Source organism: Arthrobacter sp. AL12 (genome assembly GCF_029960645.1).
Classification (GTDB): domain Bacteria; phylum Actinomycetota; class Actinomycetes; order Actinomycetales; family Micrococcaceae; genus Arthrobacter.
In genome coordinates this window covers 132,686-149,511 of record NZ_JASBQY010000001.1, presented here as the reverse complement: position 1 = coordinate 149,511, position 16,826 = coordinate 132,686, and the positions used below count along the sequence as shown (strand labels likewise).

Annotated in this window: 14 protein-coding genes, 1 tRNA gene, 1 other RNA gene and 1 pseudogene; 8 read left to right on the top strand and 9 right to left on the bottom strand. The window is 67.2% G+C overall.

Going from position 1 to position 16,826, the window contains the following annotated elements; translation table 11 throughout:
• The first annotated feature begins 42 nt into the window (after nt 1–42).
• Nucleotides 43–249, top strand: a complete 207-nt coding sequence (locus QK291_RS00680) for a hypothetical protein (RefSeq protein ID WP_282378906.1) — start codon at nt 43–45, stop codon at nt 247–249.
• An 85-nt stretch (nt 250–334) separates the two neighbouring features.
• Here QK291_RS00680 and QK291_RS00675 read toward each other — a convergent pair whose 3' ends face one another.
• The 5 genes from QK291_RS00675 to ffs all read right to left on the bottom strand — a co-directional run bounded on the left by QK291_RS00675 (nt 335) and on the right by ffs (nt 6,533).
• Nucleotides 335–1,693: an aspartate kinase gene (locus tag QK291_RS00675; protein WP_282378112.1), complete on the bottom strand. Its 1,359-nt coding sequence runs from the start codon at nt 1,691–1,693 to the stop codon at nt 335–337.
• 295 nt (nt 1,694–1,988) lie between these two features.
• Nucleotides 1,989–2,594, bottom strand: a complete 606-nt coding sequence (locus QK291_RS00670; protein WP_282378110.1) for a GNAT family N-acetyltransferase — start codon at nt 2,592–2,594, stop codon at nt 1,989–1,991.
• Nucleotides 2,595–2,611: 17 nt separating this feature from the next.
• Entirely contained in the window at nt 2,612–3,211 is a 600-nt protein-coding gene (recR, locus tag QK291_RS00665; RefSeq protein WP_282378108.1) for a recombination mediator RecR, read from the bottom strand.
• A gap of 51 nt (nt 3,212–3,262) precedes the next feature.
• Nucleotides 3,263–6,409 (bottom strand): DNA polymerase III subunit gamma and tau, encoded by a 3,147-nt coding sequence (locus tag QK291_RS00660; RefSeq protein ID WP_282378106.1) that lies wholly within the window; start codon nt 6,407–6,409, stop codon nt 3,263–3,265.
• Nucleotides 6,410–6,436: 27 nt separating this feature from the next.
• Nucleotides 6,437–6,533: signal recognition particle sRNA small type (ffs, locus tag QK291_RS00655), an RNA gene on the bottom strand.
• A 329-nt stretch (nt 6,534–6,862) separates the two neighbouring features.
• Here ffs and QK291_RS00650 point away from each other — a divergent pair.
• Nucleotides 6,863–6,947: transfer RNA gene (locus QK291_RS00650), tRNA-Ser, on the top strand.
• A gap of 199 nt (nt 6,948–7,146) precedes the next feature.
• Here QK291_RS00650 and QK291_RS00645 read toward each other — a convergent pair.
• Nucleotides 7,147–8,058: an oxygenase MpaB family protein gene (locus QK291_RS00645; protein WP_282378105.1), complete on the bottom strand. Its 912-nt coding sequence runs from the start codon at nt 8,056–8,058 to the stop codon at nt 7,147–7,149.
• 575 nt (nt 8,059–8,633) lie between these two features.
• Between QK291_RS00645 and QK291_RS00640 the strand changes: the two are divergent.
• Nucleotides 8,634–8,987, top strand: a pseudogene (locus tag QK291_RS00640) (M23 family metallopeptidase); the annotation flags it as partial.
• A 74-nt stretch (nt 8,988–9,061) separates the two neighbouring features.
• Here the strand turns inward: QK291_RS00640 and QK291_RS00635 are convergent.
• Nucleotides 9,062–9,838, bottom strand: a complete 777-nt coding sequence (locus tag QK291_RS00635; protein WP_282378961.1) for a hypothetical protein — start codon at nt 9,836–9,838, stop codon at nt 9,062–9,064.
• 86 nt (nt 9,839–9,924) lie between these two features.
• On the opposite strand from QK291_RS00635, the gene QK291_RS00630 reads away from it, so the two are divergent.
• The 3 genes from QK291_RS00630 to QK291_RS00620 all read left to right on the top strand — a co-directional run bounded on the left by QK291_RS00630 (nt 9,925) and on the right by QK291_RS00620 (nt 12,993).
• Nucleotides 9,925–10,410 carry a glutathione peroxidase gene (locus QK291_RS00630; RefSeq protein WP_282378103.1) on the top strand — a complete coding sequence of 162 codons (486 nt, stop codon included), beginning with the start codon at nt 9,925–9,927 and terminating at the stop codon, nt 10,408–10,410.
• 224 nt (nt 10,411–10,634) lie between these two features.
• Nucleotides 10,635–11,846: a formaldehyde dehydrogenase, glutathione-independent gene (gene fdhA / locus QK291_RS00625; RefSeq protein WP_282378101.1), complete on the top strand. Its 1,212-nt coding sequence runs from the start codon at nt 10,635–10,637 to the stop codon at nt 11,844–11,846.
• Nucleotides 11,847–12,051: 205 nt separating this feature from the next.
• Entirely contained in the window at nt 12,052–12,993 is a 942-nt protein-coding gene (locus QK291_RS00620; RefSeq protein ID WP_282378100.1) for a phosphodiesterase, read from the top strand.
• Between the two features lie 3 nt (nt 12,994–12,996).
• Here QK291_RS00620 and QK291_RS00615 read toward each other — a convergent pair whose 3' ends face one another.
• Both QK291_RS00615 and QK291_RS00610 read right to left on the bottom strand, forming a co-directional pair.
• A complete protein-coding gene (locus tag QK291_RS00615) occupies nt 12,997–14,631 on the bottom strand; it encodes a stealth family protein (RefSeq protein WP_282378098.1) in 1,635 nt (544 codons plus the stop codon).
• Between the two features lie 119 nt (nt 14,632–14,750).
• Nucleotides 14,751–15,665 (bottom strand): hypothetical protein, encoded by a 915-nt coding sequence (locus tag QK291_RS00610; protein WP_282378096.1) that lies wholly within the window; start codon nt 15,663–15,665, stop codon nt 14,751–14,753.
• Nucleotides 15,666–15,844: 179 nt separating this feature from the next.
• On the opposite strand from QK291_RS00610, the gene QK291_RS00605 reads away from it, so the two are divergent.
• Both QK291_RS00605 and QK291_RS00600 read left to right on the top strand, forming a co-directional pair.
• Nucleotides 15,845–16,144 carry a type II toxin-antitoxin system VapB family antitoxin gene (locus tag QK291_RS00605; RefSeq protein ID WP_282378093.1) on the top strand — a complete coding sequence of 100 codons (300 nt, stop codon included), beginning with the start codon at nt 15,845–15,847 and terminating at the stop codon, nt 16,142–16,144.
• Nucleotides 16,137–16,808 carry a LytR C-terminal domain-containing protein gene (locus QK291_RS00600; RefSeq protein ID WP_282378092.1) on the top strand — a complete coding sequence of 224 codons (672 nt, stop codon included), beginning with the start codon at nt 16,137–16,139 and terminating at the stop codon, nt 16,806–16,808. The genes QK291_RS00605 and QK291_RS00600 overlap by 8 nt, the downstream gene beginning before the upstream one ends.
• The last annotated feature ends 18 nt before the right edge of the window (nt 16,809–16,826 follow it).

The window sequence follows — 16,826 nt, the reverse complement described above, 5'->3', positions numbered from 1 at the left end:
GAGGAGGTGGGAATTGTGGCACTTCCACTGAGGAAGGCTGCCTTGGGGCAGCACCTGCACCCGTCGTATTGGGCACGCTTCCTTTTCGGCCCTGCCTCACGGGGGGATTACTCCGCACCGGTCGTTCACAGGCATGACGACTTCGAGACGGCCTCTGAGGCGGAGCTCGCCGGTTTCGAAGTGGAGACCGACGCTCACGGACATCACTACGCTGTCCGGAAGGAAGACCTCCCGAAAGAGCAGGTCTGAGCAGCGCCCCGCGAGGGCATAACGAAGGGAGCGGCAGTCGCCGCTCCCTTCGTTATTTCGTTCCGGGCTGATCCCGGCGGTGGGCTCAGCGGCCGGTACCGCCGTGCACCGTCGCCTCATCCTCGCTGTCCAGGTCGAAGGCCTTGTGGATGACGCGCACGGCGTCGTCGAGCAGGTCCGCGTGCGTGACGACGGAAATCCGGATTTCCGAGGTGGAGATCATGTTGATGTTGATCCCGGCCTCGGACAGCGCCGCGAAGAACCGTGCCGAGACGCCCGGGTGGGAACGCATGCCGGCGCCGATCAGCGACAGCTTGCCGATCTTCTCGTTGTACTCGATGCTCTCGAAACCGATCCGGTCCTGCGCGGCGTGCAGGGCGGCCAGGGCGTCGGCGCCCTCGACGATCGGCAGCGTGAAGGAGATGTCGGTCCGGCCCGTGCCATGGGTGGAAACGTTCTGGACGATCATGTCGATGTTCGAGTGCGCATCGGCAATGACCTGGAAGATCGCCGCGGCCTTGCCCGGGATATCGGGAACACCGACAACCGTGACCTTCGCTTCGGAACGGTCATGTGCAACACCGGAGATGATTGGCTGCTCCAAGGCAACTCCCTCTTGGGTTGTGATTTTGTCGTCGGCGCTGGGCATGACCCAGGTGCCTTCGTTCTGGCTGAATGACGAACGGACGTGCAGCGGGACGCCGAAACGGCGGGCGTACTCGACGCAGCGCAGGTGCAGGATCTTTGCGCCGGACGCCGCCAGTTCCAGCATTTCCTCGCTGGAGATCCGGTCGATTTTGCGGGCGGACGGCACGACGCGCGGATCGGCGGTGTAGATCCCGTCGACGTCGGTGAAGATCTCGCACACGTCCGCGTCGAGGGCGGCGGCCAGCGCCACCGCCGTCGTGTCCGAGCCGCCGCGGCCCAGGGTGGTGATTTCGTTCGTGGTGCGGCTCATGCCCTGGAAGCCCGCGACGATCGCAATGTGGCCCTTGTCCAGGGCGGTGCGGATGCGGTGCGGGTCGACGTCGATGATCCGGGCCTTGCCGTGGATGCCATCGGTGATCATGCCGGCCTGGGAGCCGGTGAAGGACTGGGCGGACGCGCCGAACTTGTTGATGGCCATGGCGAGCAGTGCCATCGAGATGCGCTCGCCGGCGGAAAGGAGCATGTCCATTTCACGGGCCGGTGCGGAGTCGGTGACCTGGGCCGCGAGATCGAGCAGCTCATCGGTGGTGTCGCCCATGGCGGAGACAACCACGACCACTTCGTCGCCGGCGTTCTGGGCATCCACGATCCGGCGGGCCACGCGCTTGATGCCCTCGGCGTCCGCCACGGAGGAGCCGCCGAACTTCTTCACCACAAGGTGCTTCGTCATGGCGGCAGCAGCGGGCAGTTCCTGTGGCTGCGGTCCGGGGTGGACTTCGGTAGTGGGCAAACTCATGCGCGCACCCTCACTGGATTATCGGGTCTGGGCCAAGCAACCAAACGGCGCGACGGCGTAACTTCTCAGCCCAGTTTATCGCCGGGAGCCCTTGGTTGCTGAATTGTGACCGCATGCCAGACAGGCCTGCGTCCGGCCCGCTGGACATGCCCTCCGCTGCGGGCAGGGGGCGGGCATGTGCTCCCGCCCGTTGTGGACATGCCCTCCGGCGCGGCCGGGTGATGGGCATGTTGGCCCTATGTCCATCCGTGGGCGCGGAGGCTGGGCATGCCCGCCCTGGGCTGGATCCGGAGGGCTAAGGGCCCGGTTTCGTGGCCGGCCGGGGGCCAGTTTCATACGAGTTCCGGTCCAGCCTGTAGCGCCAGGACGGAAGGTTCTTGCCCGTAGTGTCCTGCGAGGAGGTGAAATGGCGGTCCTGCCGGAAGCCCAGGCGCGCCAAAAGCCGTCTGGAGGGGAGATTGGATTCATACACGCCGGCGAACACCGCATGCATTCCGCGTTGTTCGAAAAGCCAGCCGACCAGGGCTCCTGCCGCCTCGCGGCCCAGGCCGCGACCGTGGTGTCCGGGATGGAGAATGTACCCGAGGCTCCCGCAGTCGGCGGGTATGTTGCCCGGCGCCGGCGGCTCTGCCGAGTTCCACGTCCGGCCATCACCAATGACCTCGCCCGTCTCGCGGAGCTCAATGGCCCAGCCGAAATTGAACCAATCCAGCCCGGACGAGCCAGCGGCTTCGACCAGCTGCCGGAGTCTGGCGGTGTTCTCGTCTGGACTCAGGGGGCCGTGGGACAGATACTGCGTCGCAATGGGGTCACCGCGGAACCGAAGGACCGCCGCCGCATCTTCGATTGCCAGCGGACGCAGCACCAGGCGTTCGGTGCGGATTGGGGCCGGTGGAGACATGACGGGCCCGCCTCCGATCAGCCCAGGGCGTTGCGGCGGCCCTCGAAGGCGCGGCCGAGGGTCACTTCATCGGCGTATTCAAGATCACCGCCCACGGGCAGGCCGGAGGCCAGCCGGGTCACGGCGATGCCAATCGATTTGAGCATCCGCGCAAGGTAGGTCGCTGTGGCCTCGCCCTCCAGGTTGGGGTCGGTGGCGATGATGATTTCCTGGATGGCGCCGTCGTTGAGGCGGGTGAGGAGTTCCCGGATCCGGAGCTGCTCGGGCCCGATGCCCGCTATGGGGTTGATCGCCCCGCCGAGCACGTGGTACCGGCCCCGGAAGGAGCGTGTGCGCTCCACCGCGAGAACGTCCTTGGATTCCTCGACAACGCAGATGATCGAGGGGTCCCGGCGGGGGTCGCGGCAGATGTTGCACAGCTCCTGTTCCGTGACGTTGCCGCACGCGGTGCAGAATTTGACGCGTTCCTTGACGCTGGTGATGGCGTCGACAAGTCGTTTCATGTCCTGCGGGTCGGCCTCGAGGATGTGGAAGGCCAGCCGCTGGGCGGACTTGGGCCCGACTCCGGGAAGGCGTCCGAGCTCGTCGATCAGCTCTTGAACTGCACCTTCATACACTGTGTCCTCGTTCGTTTGGGGTGGTGGCGGGTCGTGGACCCGGCGGTGCGGCTAGGAGCGCGGCGGCAGCGGGCTTCCGTCCAGTGACCGCTCTTCAACAAGTTTTCCGCCCAGGATGCGCTCGACGGCGGCCCGCCCGAAGACGCCTGATTCCTCGATCGTTTCGTCATCCGCGCTGGGGACGTCCTGGACGTAGGTGGTCGTGGCGGCAGCGGCCCGGGCAGGGGCTTTGGCGCGGCCGGCTTCGGCCTCCGGGCTGTTGGAGAGCCGTTGATAGAGGCTCTGCCGGCCCGTCGAAGGTGGCGCCGCCGGGGCTGCCGTGGCCACAGCCGGTGACGGGGTGGGCGGTGTCCGCGCAGCGGTCGGCGCGGCGGCTGCTGAGGACGCGTGCGCAGCCGTCGGCGCGGAGTTTGCTGAGGCTGAAAGGGATGGGGCGCCGACCGCCACCAACTCCGCGGAGTCTCCCCATCCGTTGGATGACGAGGAGTCGACTGGCTCGTAGACGGCGGTAGCAGGCACCGCTGCGGCGTAGTGGGGGACCTGGGCCGCCGCAGGTGCGTAGTGCGGCGGTTCCGGTTCCGGCTCCGGTTCGGGGGTCACGGGCGTCCCGGGAGCGTAGCTTCCGACGTTGGAGTCCGAGCCGATCGTCCAGATTCCGGGGGCCTGCTCGACGGCGCGGGCCCACGGGTCGTTGGCGGTGTCCGGCACCGGCGCTGCCGGAGTGACGGCCGGGGGAGTCGCGGCAGCAGCGGCCGAGCGCGCCGGCGAAGCAGCCCTTTTGCGGGCGGGCGCGGCGGACTGCTGGGCGAGGGCCGGCTGGGCGGCGCGCGCCACGACGGGGGACGCGGGGTCCCAGTCCATGGGCGGTTCCTCGTCCAGCGGCGGAGCGTCCTCGTCCCGCGGCGGGCCCCAGTCATCGTCGGGGTAGGCGTAAGATCCGGCGGCCTCCGGGGAGGATCCCGGCTGTTCGCCTGCGGCCTCGGCTGCCGGAACATCGGCCGGCGGTTCCTCGCGGGCAACAGGTGCCGGAACGGGCGTCGGCGCCAAAGCAGGCGAGGTGGGTGCGGAGTCGGATGTCTGGACCGGAGCGGCCTGAGTGACAGGTGTCTGGGCTGGAGCGGCCGGTGTGACTGGACCGGTTCCCGGTGCCGCTTCAGCCTGCGCAGAATCCGGCCCGGCAGTGACGCCCCCTGCTGCCCCGGAAGGAGCCGGAGCGGCGGCCGGGGCCAGACCCCAGTCCGCGTCGGTGGACGTGGCCGGAACGTCCCGGCTAACGGGTGCTTTTGGGTTTGGTTCAGAGCTCGCTGCGCTGTTGCTTCCGCTGGCCACTGCATTGATCTGGCATTCGATGCCTATGGTCTTGTGGATCGCCTGCCGCAGATTCTCGGAGTGATCCGCCCGGCCGAACGCGCCGGCCAGGCCCGAGGTGGTGAAGGCGAGCGTCAGGACATGGTCTTCGAAGTGGCCCACCTGGGCGTTCGGCTCGACCAGGGCCCAGGTGCTCCGCTTGATTTTTGTCAGCGTCTGCAGGATCTCCGGCCAGGCGCGGCGGAGGACTTCGACGTCGGGCCCGGAGCCGGTGGCCGCGGCGCGCGCGGGTGCGGGAGCGGCGGGGGACGGCTGGTTCTGGGCTACTGCGGATGGGGCCGGTATGGCCGGTGCCGGGGTGGACGGGACCGGGGGTGCCGGCTGCACCGGCGCGGCCGTCCGGGGTGCGCGGGACTGCCCGGGCTCGGCGCGGTTGACCGCGTCGGACTCGTCGACGGGCCAGTCTCCGGTGCTGACGCGCGGCGGGGTGAGTGTTTCCCTGGCCGGTTCGGCATCGCGCCCGGGTACCGCGGCAGGTGCGGATTCTGCCGCGGCTGCGGGTACGGCGGCAGGTGCGGATTCTGCCGGGGCTGCGGGGACCGCGGCGGCCGGCGCTGCAGTTGCAGGAACCGGTGCCAGGGGGGCCGGGACGGCTACGGCGGGAGCGGCTGTGGCCGGGATCGCCGGCGCGGCGGCGGCGGGAGCCCCGACGTCGTTGCCGGCGTAATTCAGGCGGCGTTCCACCCTGTCGATCCGGGCGGCAATGCCGCGCTCGGTCTGCTCGGAGGACGGGAGCAGGATGCGGGCGCAGAGCAGCTCCAGGTGGAGCCGCGGCGACGTGGCGCCGGTCATTTCGGTGAGGGCCGTGTTGGTGACGTCAGCCGCGCGCGACAGCTCGGCCGCGCCCAGGTTGTGGGACTGGTTCTGCAGACGCGCGATCTGGTCCGCGGGCATGCCGCGGAGGATCGAGTGGGCGCTCTCCGGCATGGCCTGGACAATGATGAGGTCACGGAAGCGCTCGAGCAGGTCCTCCACGAAACGGCGGGGGTCATGCCCGGTCTGGATGACACGGTCCACGGCCCGGAACACAGTGGCGGCGTCGGACGCTGCGACGGCCTCGACGACGTCGTCGAGCAGGGAAGCATGGGTGTAGCCGAGCAGCGCGACGGCGAGTTCGTAGTCCAGGCCGTTGGGTCCGGCGCCCGCCATGAGCTGGTCCAGCACGGAGAGCGAGTCACGCACCGAACCGCCGCCGGCGCGGATGACGAGCGAGAGCACGCCGGGCGCCACCGGGACGTTCTCCTGTGTGCATAGCAGTTCGAGGTACGCCATGAGCGGTTCGGGCGGCACGAGCCGGAACGGGTAGTGGTGCGTGCGGGAGCGGATGGTGCCGATGACCTTGTCCGGCTCCGTGGTGGCGAAGATGAACTTGATGTGTTCCGGCGGCTCTTCGACGATCTTGAGCAGGGCGTTGAAGCCGGCAGAGGTGACCATATGGGCCTCGTCGATGATGAAAATCTTGTAGCGGTCGCGGACGGGGGCGTACGTGGCCCGTTCGCGCAGGTCACGGGCGTCGTCGACGCCGCCGTGGCTGGCGGCGTCAATTTCTATGACGTCGAGTGACCCGGAGCCGCCGCGGGCGAGTTCAACGCAGCTGGGACACTTGCCGCAGGGGGTGTCCGTGGGGCCCTCGGCGCAGTTCAGGCAGCGGGCCAGGATGCGCGCGGACGTGGTCTTTCCGCAGCCGCGAGGGCCCGAGAAGAGGTAGGCGTGGTTGACGCGGTTCTTGCGCAGAGCCGTCATCAGCGGCTCGGTGACGTGTTCCTGCCCGATAACGTCCGCGAACGAATCGGGGCGGTATCTGCGGTAAAGGGCGGTTGTAACAGTCACAGATAAACCCTACCAATCGGCACAGACATAAAAGACCCCCCATGCACCCGCCAGAGCCCATCTACCCTTGCTACCTTCCGGTCCTGGGGGAGTTCAACAGGATGACGCCACATGAGGGGCCGTCAGCAAGTTTACCCGACGATTGAGTGTGCCCCGAATCGCGTTCCTCGCGGCCGAAAAATCCCGCGGGACATGCCCATTTTCCGCGGCTCTGAGTGGGCATGCCGGGCTATGTCCAGTGGCCGGGGGGAGGGTGGGGCATGCCCCGTGGGGCGGGGGGAGTGTGCGTGTGGACATGCCCAGTCTTCGCGGCTCTGAGTGGACATTTCGGGCTTATGTCCAGTGGCCGGGGGGAGGGTGGGGCATGTCCCGTGGGGCGGGGGCCGAGGGGCCAATTGGGCGATGCCGGGAAGTTCAGGTATTCTAGTATCTGCTTTTGATTCAGAAGCTACTGGAGAATTCGCCTAGCGGCCTATGGCGCACGCCTGGAACGCGTGTTGGGTTAATGCCCTCGGGGGTTCAAATCCCCCATTCTCCGCGGTCGGCCCCGGTCCCTTGGACCGGGGCCTTTTGCGTCCTCCGGAATCCCGGAATCCGCCGAGTGGTCCGCTGAGTGGTCCCGCGCTGGGGTTAGCGGCGGGTTAGCGGGCAACGTGTTCCCGGCGCCGGAACCCGGGTCCCGGGTCAGCGGCCGAAACGTACCAGCTTTTAGGCCGCTGGCCTTGTCCGGTCCGGCCTCACCCCGCGAGGCCCAGCCGGCGAAGGCGGGCGCGGGCGGCCTGTTCGCTGGGACCCACCCGACCCAGGGCAAGATGGACGACACCGAGCGCTACGCTCGTGGCCAGCCTCACCGGCAGCGGGATGGGGCCCAGCCGCGCGGTCCGCAGGCCCAACAGGTCGCGGTACTTGGGTTCGAGACTTGCCACCGCCGCTGCGAACAGCACCCGGTAGCCTGGCCTGAGCACTGGATGGAGCGGCGGATTGCGGATGAATGCCACCGTCTCGGCGACCCTTTCGTCGGAACGGAGCTCGCCGGCGTCGTGCCACTGGTCCAGCTGCCGGCGCATTTCCGCCTCGCTGAGTGGCGGGGACTCCACTCCCATGAGCTGGCCGGCCTGCGCCCACTCACGCACGTAGGCGTCGGGGCCGCCGGGAATCGGCCTGCCCCAGATCTTGTGCGCCGAGAGGAAGGCGTCGGTGAAGGCAATGTGCACCCAGCGGAGCAGCTCCGGATCGTTGGCCGCGTAGCTCCGAGAGACGCCATGTCCGTCCACGTAATCCCCGCGCACCGATCCATGGAGACCCAGCACCCAGTCGGAGGCTGCCCGGGCCGCGGCCGTTGAACCGTAGGAAACCGTAAAGATCCATCGGATCGTTCCGGCAAGCCGGCCCAGCGGGTCCTCGCGGAAGCGGGAGTGGTCATGGACGCCCGCCAGAGCACCGGGGTGCAGAGCCTGCATGAGCAGGGCGCGTATTCCCGCCACGATCGTCGCCATGTCCCCATGGACGGCCCAGACCGCGGACCCTGGCAAGTGGTAGCCGGGGTCGTCGCCTTCCGCCAGGCGCGGAACCCAGTCCGGCACGGCGTCCCGGGTCCCGGTGAACGTCTGCTTGAGTTCGGCCTGCCATTCCTTGAGGAGGTTGCGCATACTCCATTCTCACCCACCGCTGCGCCGCCCGGTACCTGCCCGCATCACGAGTACTACTGGTCCACCACCTGTAGTTGGAATGGGGTAGTTTTTACGGTTCCCAGGTCCCTCTGATTGTGGTCCCATAAGAACCTGAGTCCGCGAAAATTGGGGACCGGCGAACAGGATGCGGGAGTCACATCGTGGGAAAACACTGGGGAAACTCATCGAGTGAGCGAGCAGTCAGAACGCGAACAATTGCCGTGCGCTGTTTGTCCGGCGGCTTTTGCCTCTCTCTTGCGGTCCTGACTTTCGGGGTCCAGGGACTGTCGGGAAGCGGCACCGCCGTTGTCCCGGCCCCCTCGCTGGCATACGGCGTGGTGGGACCGGGCACGCTGGATCCGGACACCCCGGGCACAGCTGGGGCCCGCACCGTTCCGGCCGCCGACCCCCTGGCGCCGGTAGCCTTCACAGCGGATGCCCTTGCGCTCGTTGCCTACACCCGGTCAACGGTCGAGACAACCTCCAAGGACGGCGTTCCAGGGGAACTCAACGTGGCGTCTGCCGGACTGAAACGCCCCGCCGAAGGGTTCCTGATGGCCCCACTCGAATCACTTCGGGAGTCTTCGCCCTTCGGGCTGCGAACCAGCCCCATCTCGGGGTCATCCGGGGAATTTCACTGGGGCCAGGACTATGCCGCGCCGTGCGGTACCCGTGTCTACTCGGCCGACGCCGGCGTCGTGCGGGCTGTCGGCTGGCACCCGTGGGGCGGCGGGAACCGCGTGGAAATCGACCACGGCAACGGTCTCATCACCACCTACAACCATCTTGAAGCGATCGCCGTCAAGAAGGGCGACTCGGTGCGGGTTGGCGAGGTCATTGCCCGGGTGGGAACGACGGGATCCTCCACCGGCTGCCACCTGCATTTTGAGACCATCCTGAACGGCTCCCACAAGAATCCGCATGACTGGATCCTTCTTCCGATCGTGCAGACGGACGAGCTGAGCGCCCTTGAGATGGTCAGCTACGGACCAGACGCCGGCAAGTCCTCCAACAATTCCCTTGGCTGGGCGATCCCGGTCTCTGAAGACAGGACGCACGTAGTTGCTGGCGGCAGCCAGGAAGTTCCCGCCGCAGCGCTGCCGGGAACGCCGTTCGCCTCTTCCCCGGCCCCCGCGCCCACACCGTCCATCTGGGACGGGCTGTCGCCGACCAAGACGCGCTCGGACACGCCAACGCTCGAACCCAGCCAGCCGCCGAGCGGGTCCCCGAGCGGGACCACGACGACGGCGGGCACACCGACGCCGACCAGCCCGCCTCCGTCGACGCCGACCAACACGCCGCCTCCGTCGGATCCGAGTACCGCGCCCGCGCCGCCACCGTCGGAGACCACCGCACCGCCGCCTCCCTCGGAGCCGAGCACCGCGCCCCCGCCACCGTCGGAGACCACCGCGCCCCCGCCACCGTCGGAGACCACCGCGCCCCCGCCGCCGTCTGAGACCACCCCACCGCCTCCTCCACCGCCTCCTCCGCCGCCGGAGACCACCGCGGCGCCTGCGCCTCCGCCTCCGCCGGTCGTGGCGCCCGCACCGCCACCTCCGCCTCCGCCGGTCGTGGCGCCCGCACCGCCACCGGTGGTGGCTCCGCCGCCGCCCCCGCCCGCGCCCACCGAGGAACCTGCACCGCCCGCGCCCACCGAGGAACCTGCACCGCCCGCGCCCACCCCGACCGCTGAACCGTCGGCGACCACGGACCCGTCGCTGACCCCTGGCCCGTAGCCGGCACAAACCCATACCTCCACGCGTTGGTATCGAATGACAGTCGTGACGACTTCCGGAGCGCCGCTCCGGACACGAACTTCATGACCACTTCGCGAGGAACCTTCTCATGACCTCTCTCCACAGCATTCCGCTCACACTCATCGACGGCACAGACAGCGATTTTGGCCGCTTCAAGGGAGAAGTGGTGCTGGTCGTGAACGTTGCTTCACAGTGCGGATTCACGCCGCAGTACGCCGGCCTCGAGGCGCTGCACAACAAGTTCCGCGGGCAGGGCTTCCAGGTGCTCGGTGTGCCCTGCAACCAGTTCGCGGGCCAGGAACCCGCCGCCGACTCCGAGATCGCTGAATTCTGCGAACGGAATTTCGGCGTGACCTTCCCGCTCACCACCAAAGCCGACGTCCGCGGCAAGAGCCAGCACCCGCTCTACGCCGAGCTCACCAAATTCAAGAACAGCTTTCTGCCGGGATTGGTGAAATGGAACTTTGAGAAGTTCCTGGTGAACCGCGACGGCGAGGTGGTGGCGCGTTTCGCCCCCACCGTGGAGCCCGACTCACCAGAGATTATTGAAGCCGTACAGTCCGCCCTTGCCTGAGAGCCGGCTCCCAGAGCACAAGGGGACAATGACCCCTATCCCTAAGTATGCTTACCGCCTAGACTGGCCGGACCTTCCAAATCAACCGGGCACACGCACGGCGCAGACACGCGTGTGTGAGCTGGCGGCCCTGCCGTCACGGGCCCGGGGACGGTGCATCAGCACGCTTCGTGAATCACAACTGGACACTCATATTGGGGGTCCGTGAAACCAGGAGGAAAGTGATGACAGGGAACAAAGCCGTTGCCTACAAGGGGCCGGGCAAGGTCGAACTGATCGACATTGACTACCCCAGCTTCGAACTCAAAGACGGCCCGGGGGTCAACCCCGCCAACGTGGGCCGTTCGGTGCGCCATGGCGTGATCCTTAAAACCGTTGCCACGAACATTTGCGGCTCCGACCAGCACATGGTTCGAGGCCGCACCACAGCCCCCACTGACCTGGTGCTGGGCCACGAAATCACCGGCGAGGTCGTGGAAGTCGGACCGGACGTTGAGTTCATCAAGGTGGGGGACATCTGCTCGGTCCCCTTCAATATCGCCTGCGGCCGCTGCCGCAACTGCAAAGAGCGGAAGACCGGCATTTGCCTCAACGTCAACCCCGCCCGGCCGGGTGCCGCCTACGGGTACGTGGACATGGGTGGCTGGGTCGGCGGCCAGGCCAATTACGTCCTGGTGCCGTACGCAGACTGGAACCTGCTGAAGTTCCCGGACAGGGACCAGGCCCTCGAGAAGATGATGGACCTGACAATGCTGTCGGATATCTTCCCGACGGGCTTCCATGGCGCCGTCAGCGCCGGCGTGGGCGTTGGCTCTACGGTCTACATCGCCGGCGCCGGTCCGGTCGGGCTGGCCGCGGCCACCAGCGCGCATCTGCTGGGTGCCGCCGTCGTGATAGTCGGCGACCTGAACGCCGACCGCCTTGCCCGGGCACGCAGCTTCGGCTGCGAAACCATCGATCTGACCGAAGGCGGGCCGGCCGAGCAGATTGAACAGATCCTGGGCATTCCGGAAGTCGACTGCGGTGTCGACGCCGTCGGTTTCGAAGCCAGGGGGCATGGCCACGACGCCAAGGAAGCTCCGGCCACGGTCCTCAACTCGCTGATGGATATCACGGCCGCCGGCGGTGCGCTGGGTATTCCGGGACTCTACGTCACCGGGGACCCGGGCGGCATCGACGAGGCCGCCAAGAAGGGCGCTCTCTCGCTCAGCCTCGGCACCGGCTGGGCCAAGTCGCTGAGCTTCACCACCGGCCAGTGTCCGGTGATGAAGTACAACCGCCAGCTGATGATGGCGATCCTGCATGACAAGGTCCACATTGCCAAGAACGTCAACGCCAAGGCAATCTCCCTGGAAGACGCACCGAGGGGTTACGCGGAGTTCGACGCCGGCGCAGCCACAAAGTACGTGCTGAATCCGAACGGATACCTGAGCTAACCGCACGGAATCCGAGTAGTGATAATCCGGCGGGCACGGCCGGCCCTTGGCAGGTCAGGTATGTGTCCGCCGGATTACTCGGTTATTGCCTCTTTTCGAACATGCCTACTGGAGTTTGCACATTGTTGGCCGAATGTCTGGTTGGATAGACATTACTGAGAGGGACGCTGGAGGCAACCGCTTCCACCCAACCAGGAAGGTAGCAATGGAGCTCATCGAGGCCGAGCACCCCCGGCCACGTCATTTCTTACTCCATCTGAGTGACCCCCACCTGCTGGGAGGTTCGGCACCATTGCATGGTGTGGTTGACAGCGACGCCCTGCTCCAGCAACTCTTTGACGAAGTCCGGGCTTCCGGAGCGCGCCCCGAAGCGGTCATTTTCACCGGCGACCTCGCCGACCGGGGAGAACCCGAGGCCTATGCCAAGTTGCGGGCCATCGCAGAGCCCGCCTGCAAGGCCATGGGCGCGAAAGTCATCTGGGCGATGGGCAACCACGACAACCGGGCCCACTTCCGTGCCGGCCTGCTGGACCTGCCGGCCGACGACGCCCCCGTGGACCACACGTACTTCATCAACGGTCTGCGGATCATCACCCTCGACACGTCAGTCCCCGGTTTTCACCACGGCGAGCTGAGCCCCGATCAGCTGGAGTGGCTCGCGGCCGAGCTCGCCACTCCCGCCCCGGACGGAACCATCCTTGCCCTGCACCACCCGCCGGTGCCCTCGGTACTGGACCTCGCCGTCCTGGTGGAGCTTCGGAACCAGACGGCATTGGCCGGTGTCCTGCGGAACTCCGACGTCCGTTCGATTCTGGGCGGCCACCTGCACTATTCGACGACGGCGACGTTCGCGGGGATCCCGGTGTCCGTGGCATCGGCCACCTGCTACACGCAGGACCTCAACGTTCCGGTCGGCGGAACCCGGGGACGCGACGGCGGGCAGGCCTTCAACCTGGTCCACGTCTACGAGCACACGATCGTGCACTCCGTGGTCCTGCTCGGCGACACTCCGGCAGTGGGCGAACTCGTCTCGGCCGCGGAAGCCCAGCGGCGGATCACCGCTGCAGGGATCCGCATCCCGGTCAAGGCGAAGCTCGAAGACCCGGCCAGGACGCCTGGCCACCGCCGGCTGACGGCCAGCAACTGACCCCTACTTCTCCCAGGGAGCCTTGATGGGGTAGTACTTCTCCAGGAAGTCCGTCACGAGTTCGGCCCGTTCAGCGGCCGGGACCTCCGGGAAACTGCCGTCGTTGAGGCAGAAGAAGTCCATGTTCCGCTTGGCGAGAAGCTTGGGCAGGTAGTTGAGTCCTGCCCGTGCGGTGGTGTCCACGTAGCGCACCTTAGCCGCCGTCTGGGTGACGGCGCGGCCGGTGAGCAGCGCGTAGTAGTGGTAGAACGAGTTGGTCACCGAGATGTTGTCCGCGGCGCGGAACGTGCTGGCCGCCGTCTTGGCGAATTCCGCCGGAAACTCCTGCTCCATCTGGGCGACGACGCTGCGCCGCAGCGGCGCAGCCGTGTGCTCCAGGTGCCGGGTGGTGATCCGGCCGAAACGGTCCCAGAGCAGCTTCCGGTTCACCCGGGCTGCGTTCTCGAACCCGCTGCGTTCCGTGTCGTTGTCCCCGAGCCCGATCCGGGTTTCCGCCTCGATGAACTTCGTGATGCCGCCGGGGGTGAAGAACATGTCCGGTCCGACGGCGCGGCCGAAGAACATGTCGTCGTTGGAGTACAGGAAGTGCTCGGACAGGCCCTCGATGTGGTGGAGCTGGCACTCCACTGCCTGCGAGTTGTGGGTGGGCAGCACGGAGGGGTCCGCGAAGAACTCCTCGCTTCGGACGATCGTGACACCCGGGTGGTCCGCCAGCCAGGAGGGCGCGTGGGAGTCCGTGGCAATGAAGATGCGGCGGATCCAGGGAGCGAACATATAGATCGAGCGCAGCGCGTACTTGAGTTCGTCGATCTGGCGGAAGCGGGCCTCGTGGTCGTCACCTTCGCCCACGACGACGCCGGCCATCCGTGCGCGCCGCGCCGCAATGTACTCCGGGGAGCTGCCGTCCACCCAGGAAAACACAAGATCGATGTCGAAGCTGATGTCACTGGCGTGGTCCGCGAACATGTTCTCGATGGTGGGCCAGGTGTGGCCGTACCGCTCCACGGTGCCGCGGACGGCGTCCTGGGCCAGCAGCGTCCGGCGGGTCAGCGAGTTCTCGATCGGGAGGATCAGCTCGTCGCCGTCGAAACTCCACAGTTCAAGCTGCACCCCGGCTGAGGCGCCGAACTCGAAGCCGCCTTCCGGTTCGACCCGGGGACGGTACAGCCGGAAGATCCGCGACTGCCGGTTCGGGGAGAGCTCGCCGTCGGCGACCAGCACCGAGGACTTCTTCTTGGCGTCGACGCTCATCGAGTAGAAGGGCTCATCGTGGCAGGCCTTGACGAGCGCGGCGCGGAGTTCCTTCCGGTCCTTCCAGTCCACCGCGATAACGGGCCGGTCGGTGTTGCCGCGGACCAGAAGGTAGTCCAGGCCGGCGCCGTCCAGCACCGAGCGGATGAACATCAGGTCCTCGACCATGGCCTGGTACGGCGTGCGGTTCTCGTTGATCAGGCCGTACCGGCCCCGGCGGCGGACAACATCCTGGCGCGCCCGGAATCTCGCGACGGCAGCCGCGGAGGTGACCTCATCATGGGCGTCTACCGATGCCTGGCTGCCGTAGTAGATTTCGTCCTGGACCAATGCGTCTGTAATTTCAGTTCTCCGTGATTGTTTGCGTGAATGTGTCCCTACTTGCATAATAACGCCCGCCCCAAAATCGACCCGAATTTCCGCGGCTGAAACGCCGCCAGCGGCGGCCGCGGGAGCCCCCGCCCGCCCTCGGAATCCCGGGTCCGGGAGTGCTGCAGCCCGCTGGTTCAGCCCAGCAGGGCCGCGCGCCAGCTGCGCAGAAAAGCAGCCCCGGCATCGTCGTGGATGACATCCTCTCCGAGCCCCAGATCCGCCGCGGTGAGTACCTCGTACGGTTTCACCGGGACGCCGTCGGCGGGCCGCACGTCGACGTGCTTCACCGGATGGTCGTTGTGGTGCAGCCAGTCGGCCATGGCGTAGTCGGTGCGGGAATCGCCCACCGTGCGCCAGGCCTGCGGGGTGACGCCCTGCGCCGCCAGCAGCTCCACGGCCCGGCTCGCGCCAAGGTCCTTGCCGAGCCGGACCGACTCGATGTCGGTGGAGATGATGGTCGGATCCACCCGGTAATCGATCCGGTCATCGGAGTCCGGGGCATGGTGGTCCAGCCGCACCACGCCGAGGCCGTGCCGGCCCATCAGCTCCATGGCATCGGCGTCGAACAATTGCTGCTCGGCGCGGTAGTCGGAGTTCTCGACGGCGATGTGCTGCTCCACGGAGACCATGGCCAGCTTGGTCTCGTCGAAGAACATGTGGCCGGCGTAATCCTCGGCCACCAGGCGCCGGACGTCGTCGCCGAAGGTCCGCGGGATGGCTAACTCGTGATCGACATGGTCCGGCCCGGGTCCGGCGGAGGTGTAGCTGAACCAGACGGCACCCTTCTCGCACACGGCATGGATAAGGGTTCCGTCCGGCATTCCGGCGGCGATCATCGGCTCCATCACCTGTTCGCGGATGAAAGCAGCCGATCGGCCGGTGTTGAAGACGACCGGGATCCCCGCCGCGGCCAGTGCCAGCAGGTCCGCGATGATCACCGGCTGAACCGCACGGGTCACGGGGCTCGCCACGGGACCGTCGACGTCGAGCAGCAGGGCCAGCGGGGGAGCCGACGGCGAGAGGGACGCTGAGGTCTCGGGAATTGTCATGGCCCCATTCTCCCAGCAGCCGGGCATCTTTGCATGTGTTGTGGACCGTACCGCCGGCAAGGTGTTGACTGTGGCAGCAAGGGCCTTGCGGTGTGACACATGGTTACTGTTTGGCTACAACCTCCCGGCACCGGGAGTCGTGGATTCCCTTGTCGGTCCAAGTTCCCTAGTCTTGCAGGGTGATATTCAAAGCCGTGGGCGAGGGACGCCCGTACCCCGACCATGGTTACAGCACGCCCAAGGACTGGGCAACGCTGCCGCCGCGGCCGGTCCGGCTGGATGAGCTGGTGACCACCAAGCGCACGCTGGACCTCGAGGCGCTGCTGGCGGAGGACTCGACGTTCTTCGGCGACCTGTTCCCGCACGTGGTGGAGTACCGCGGCGTCCTGTACCTGGAGGACGGCCTGCACCGGGCCGTTCGAACGGCGCTGCACCAGCGCACAGCGATCCACGCGCGTGTGCTGGTGATAAATGGCTAGGAAGCCGAAGGACGTCACCGTCCTGCACGGGCACCAGGTCATTACCGGCTCGGATCTGCGGGCCACCTTCGTGGAGGATGACGAGATGCACAACAATCCCGTCAGGATGCGACGACGCATCCTGCACGGAGTAGTTCTGGTGCTGCTCGTCGGGCTGGTGGCCGCCGCCATTGTGGTTGCGCTGGCGATCATGAACGGCCAGATCAAGATTCCGACGGCGGAGCGCAGGCAGGCGGCCGCGTCCGTCTGCCCGGAAGCGCGCTTCGACTACACGCCGCCGGAGACGATCAACCTCAATGTCTTCAACTCGACCTCCCGCCCGGGACTGGCCCGCTCCGTGGCCGATGAGTTCGCGGCCCGCAAGTTCATCGTCGGGGCCGTTGCCAATACGACCTCGAGCTACCGCGGGGTGGCGTTGGTCGTCTCCGGCGCCGCGGGACAGTCCGCGGCGTTCAGTGTGCAGCGGAACCTGCCGGGCTCGGATTACTTCCAGGACGGCCGGACGGACCCGAGCGTGGACGTCATCCTGACCGGAGACTTCCAGCAACTGACGAAACCGGAACTCGTCGACCAGACCCCGGGCCAACTCAGCTGCCCGCGCGAGGACCGGCGGATCGTGGACGAATCCGGGTTGCCCGTGACGCCGACGCCGTCGGCCGGGTAGCGCGGGGAGCCGGGCCCG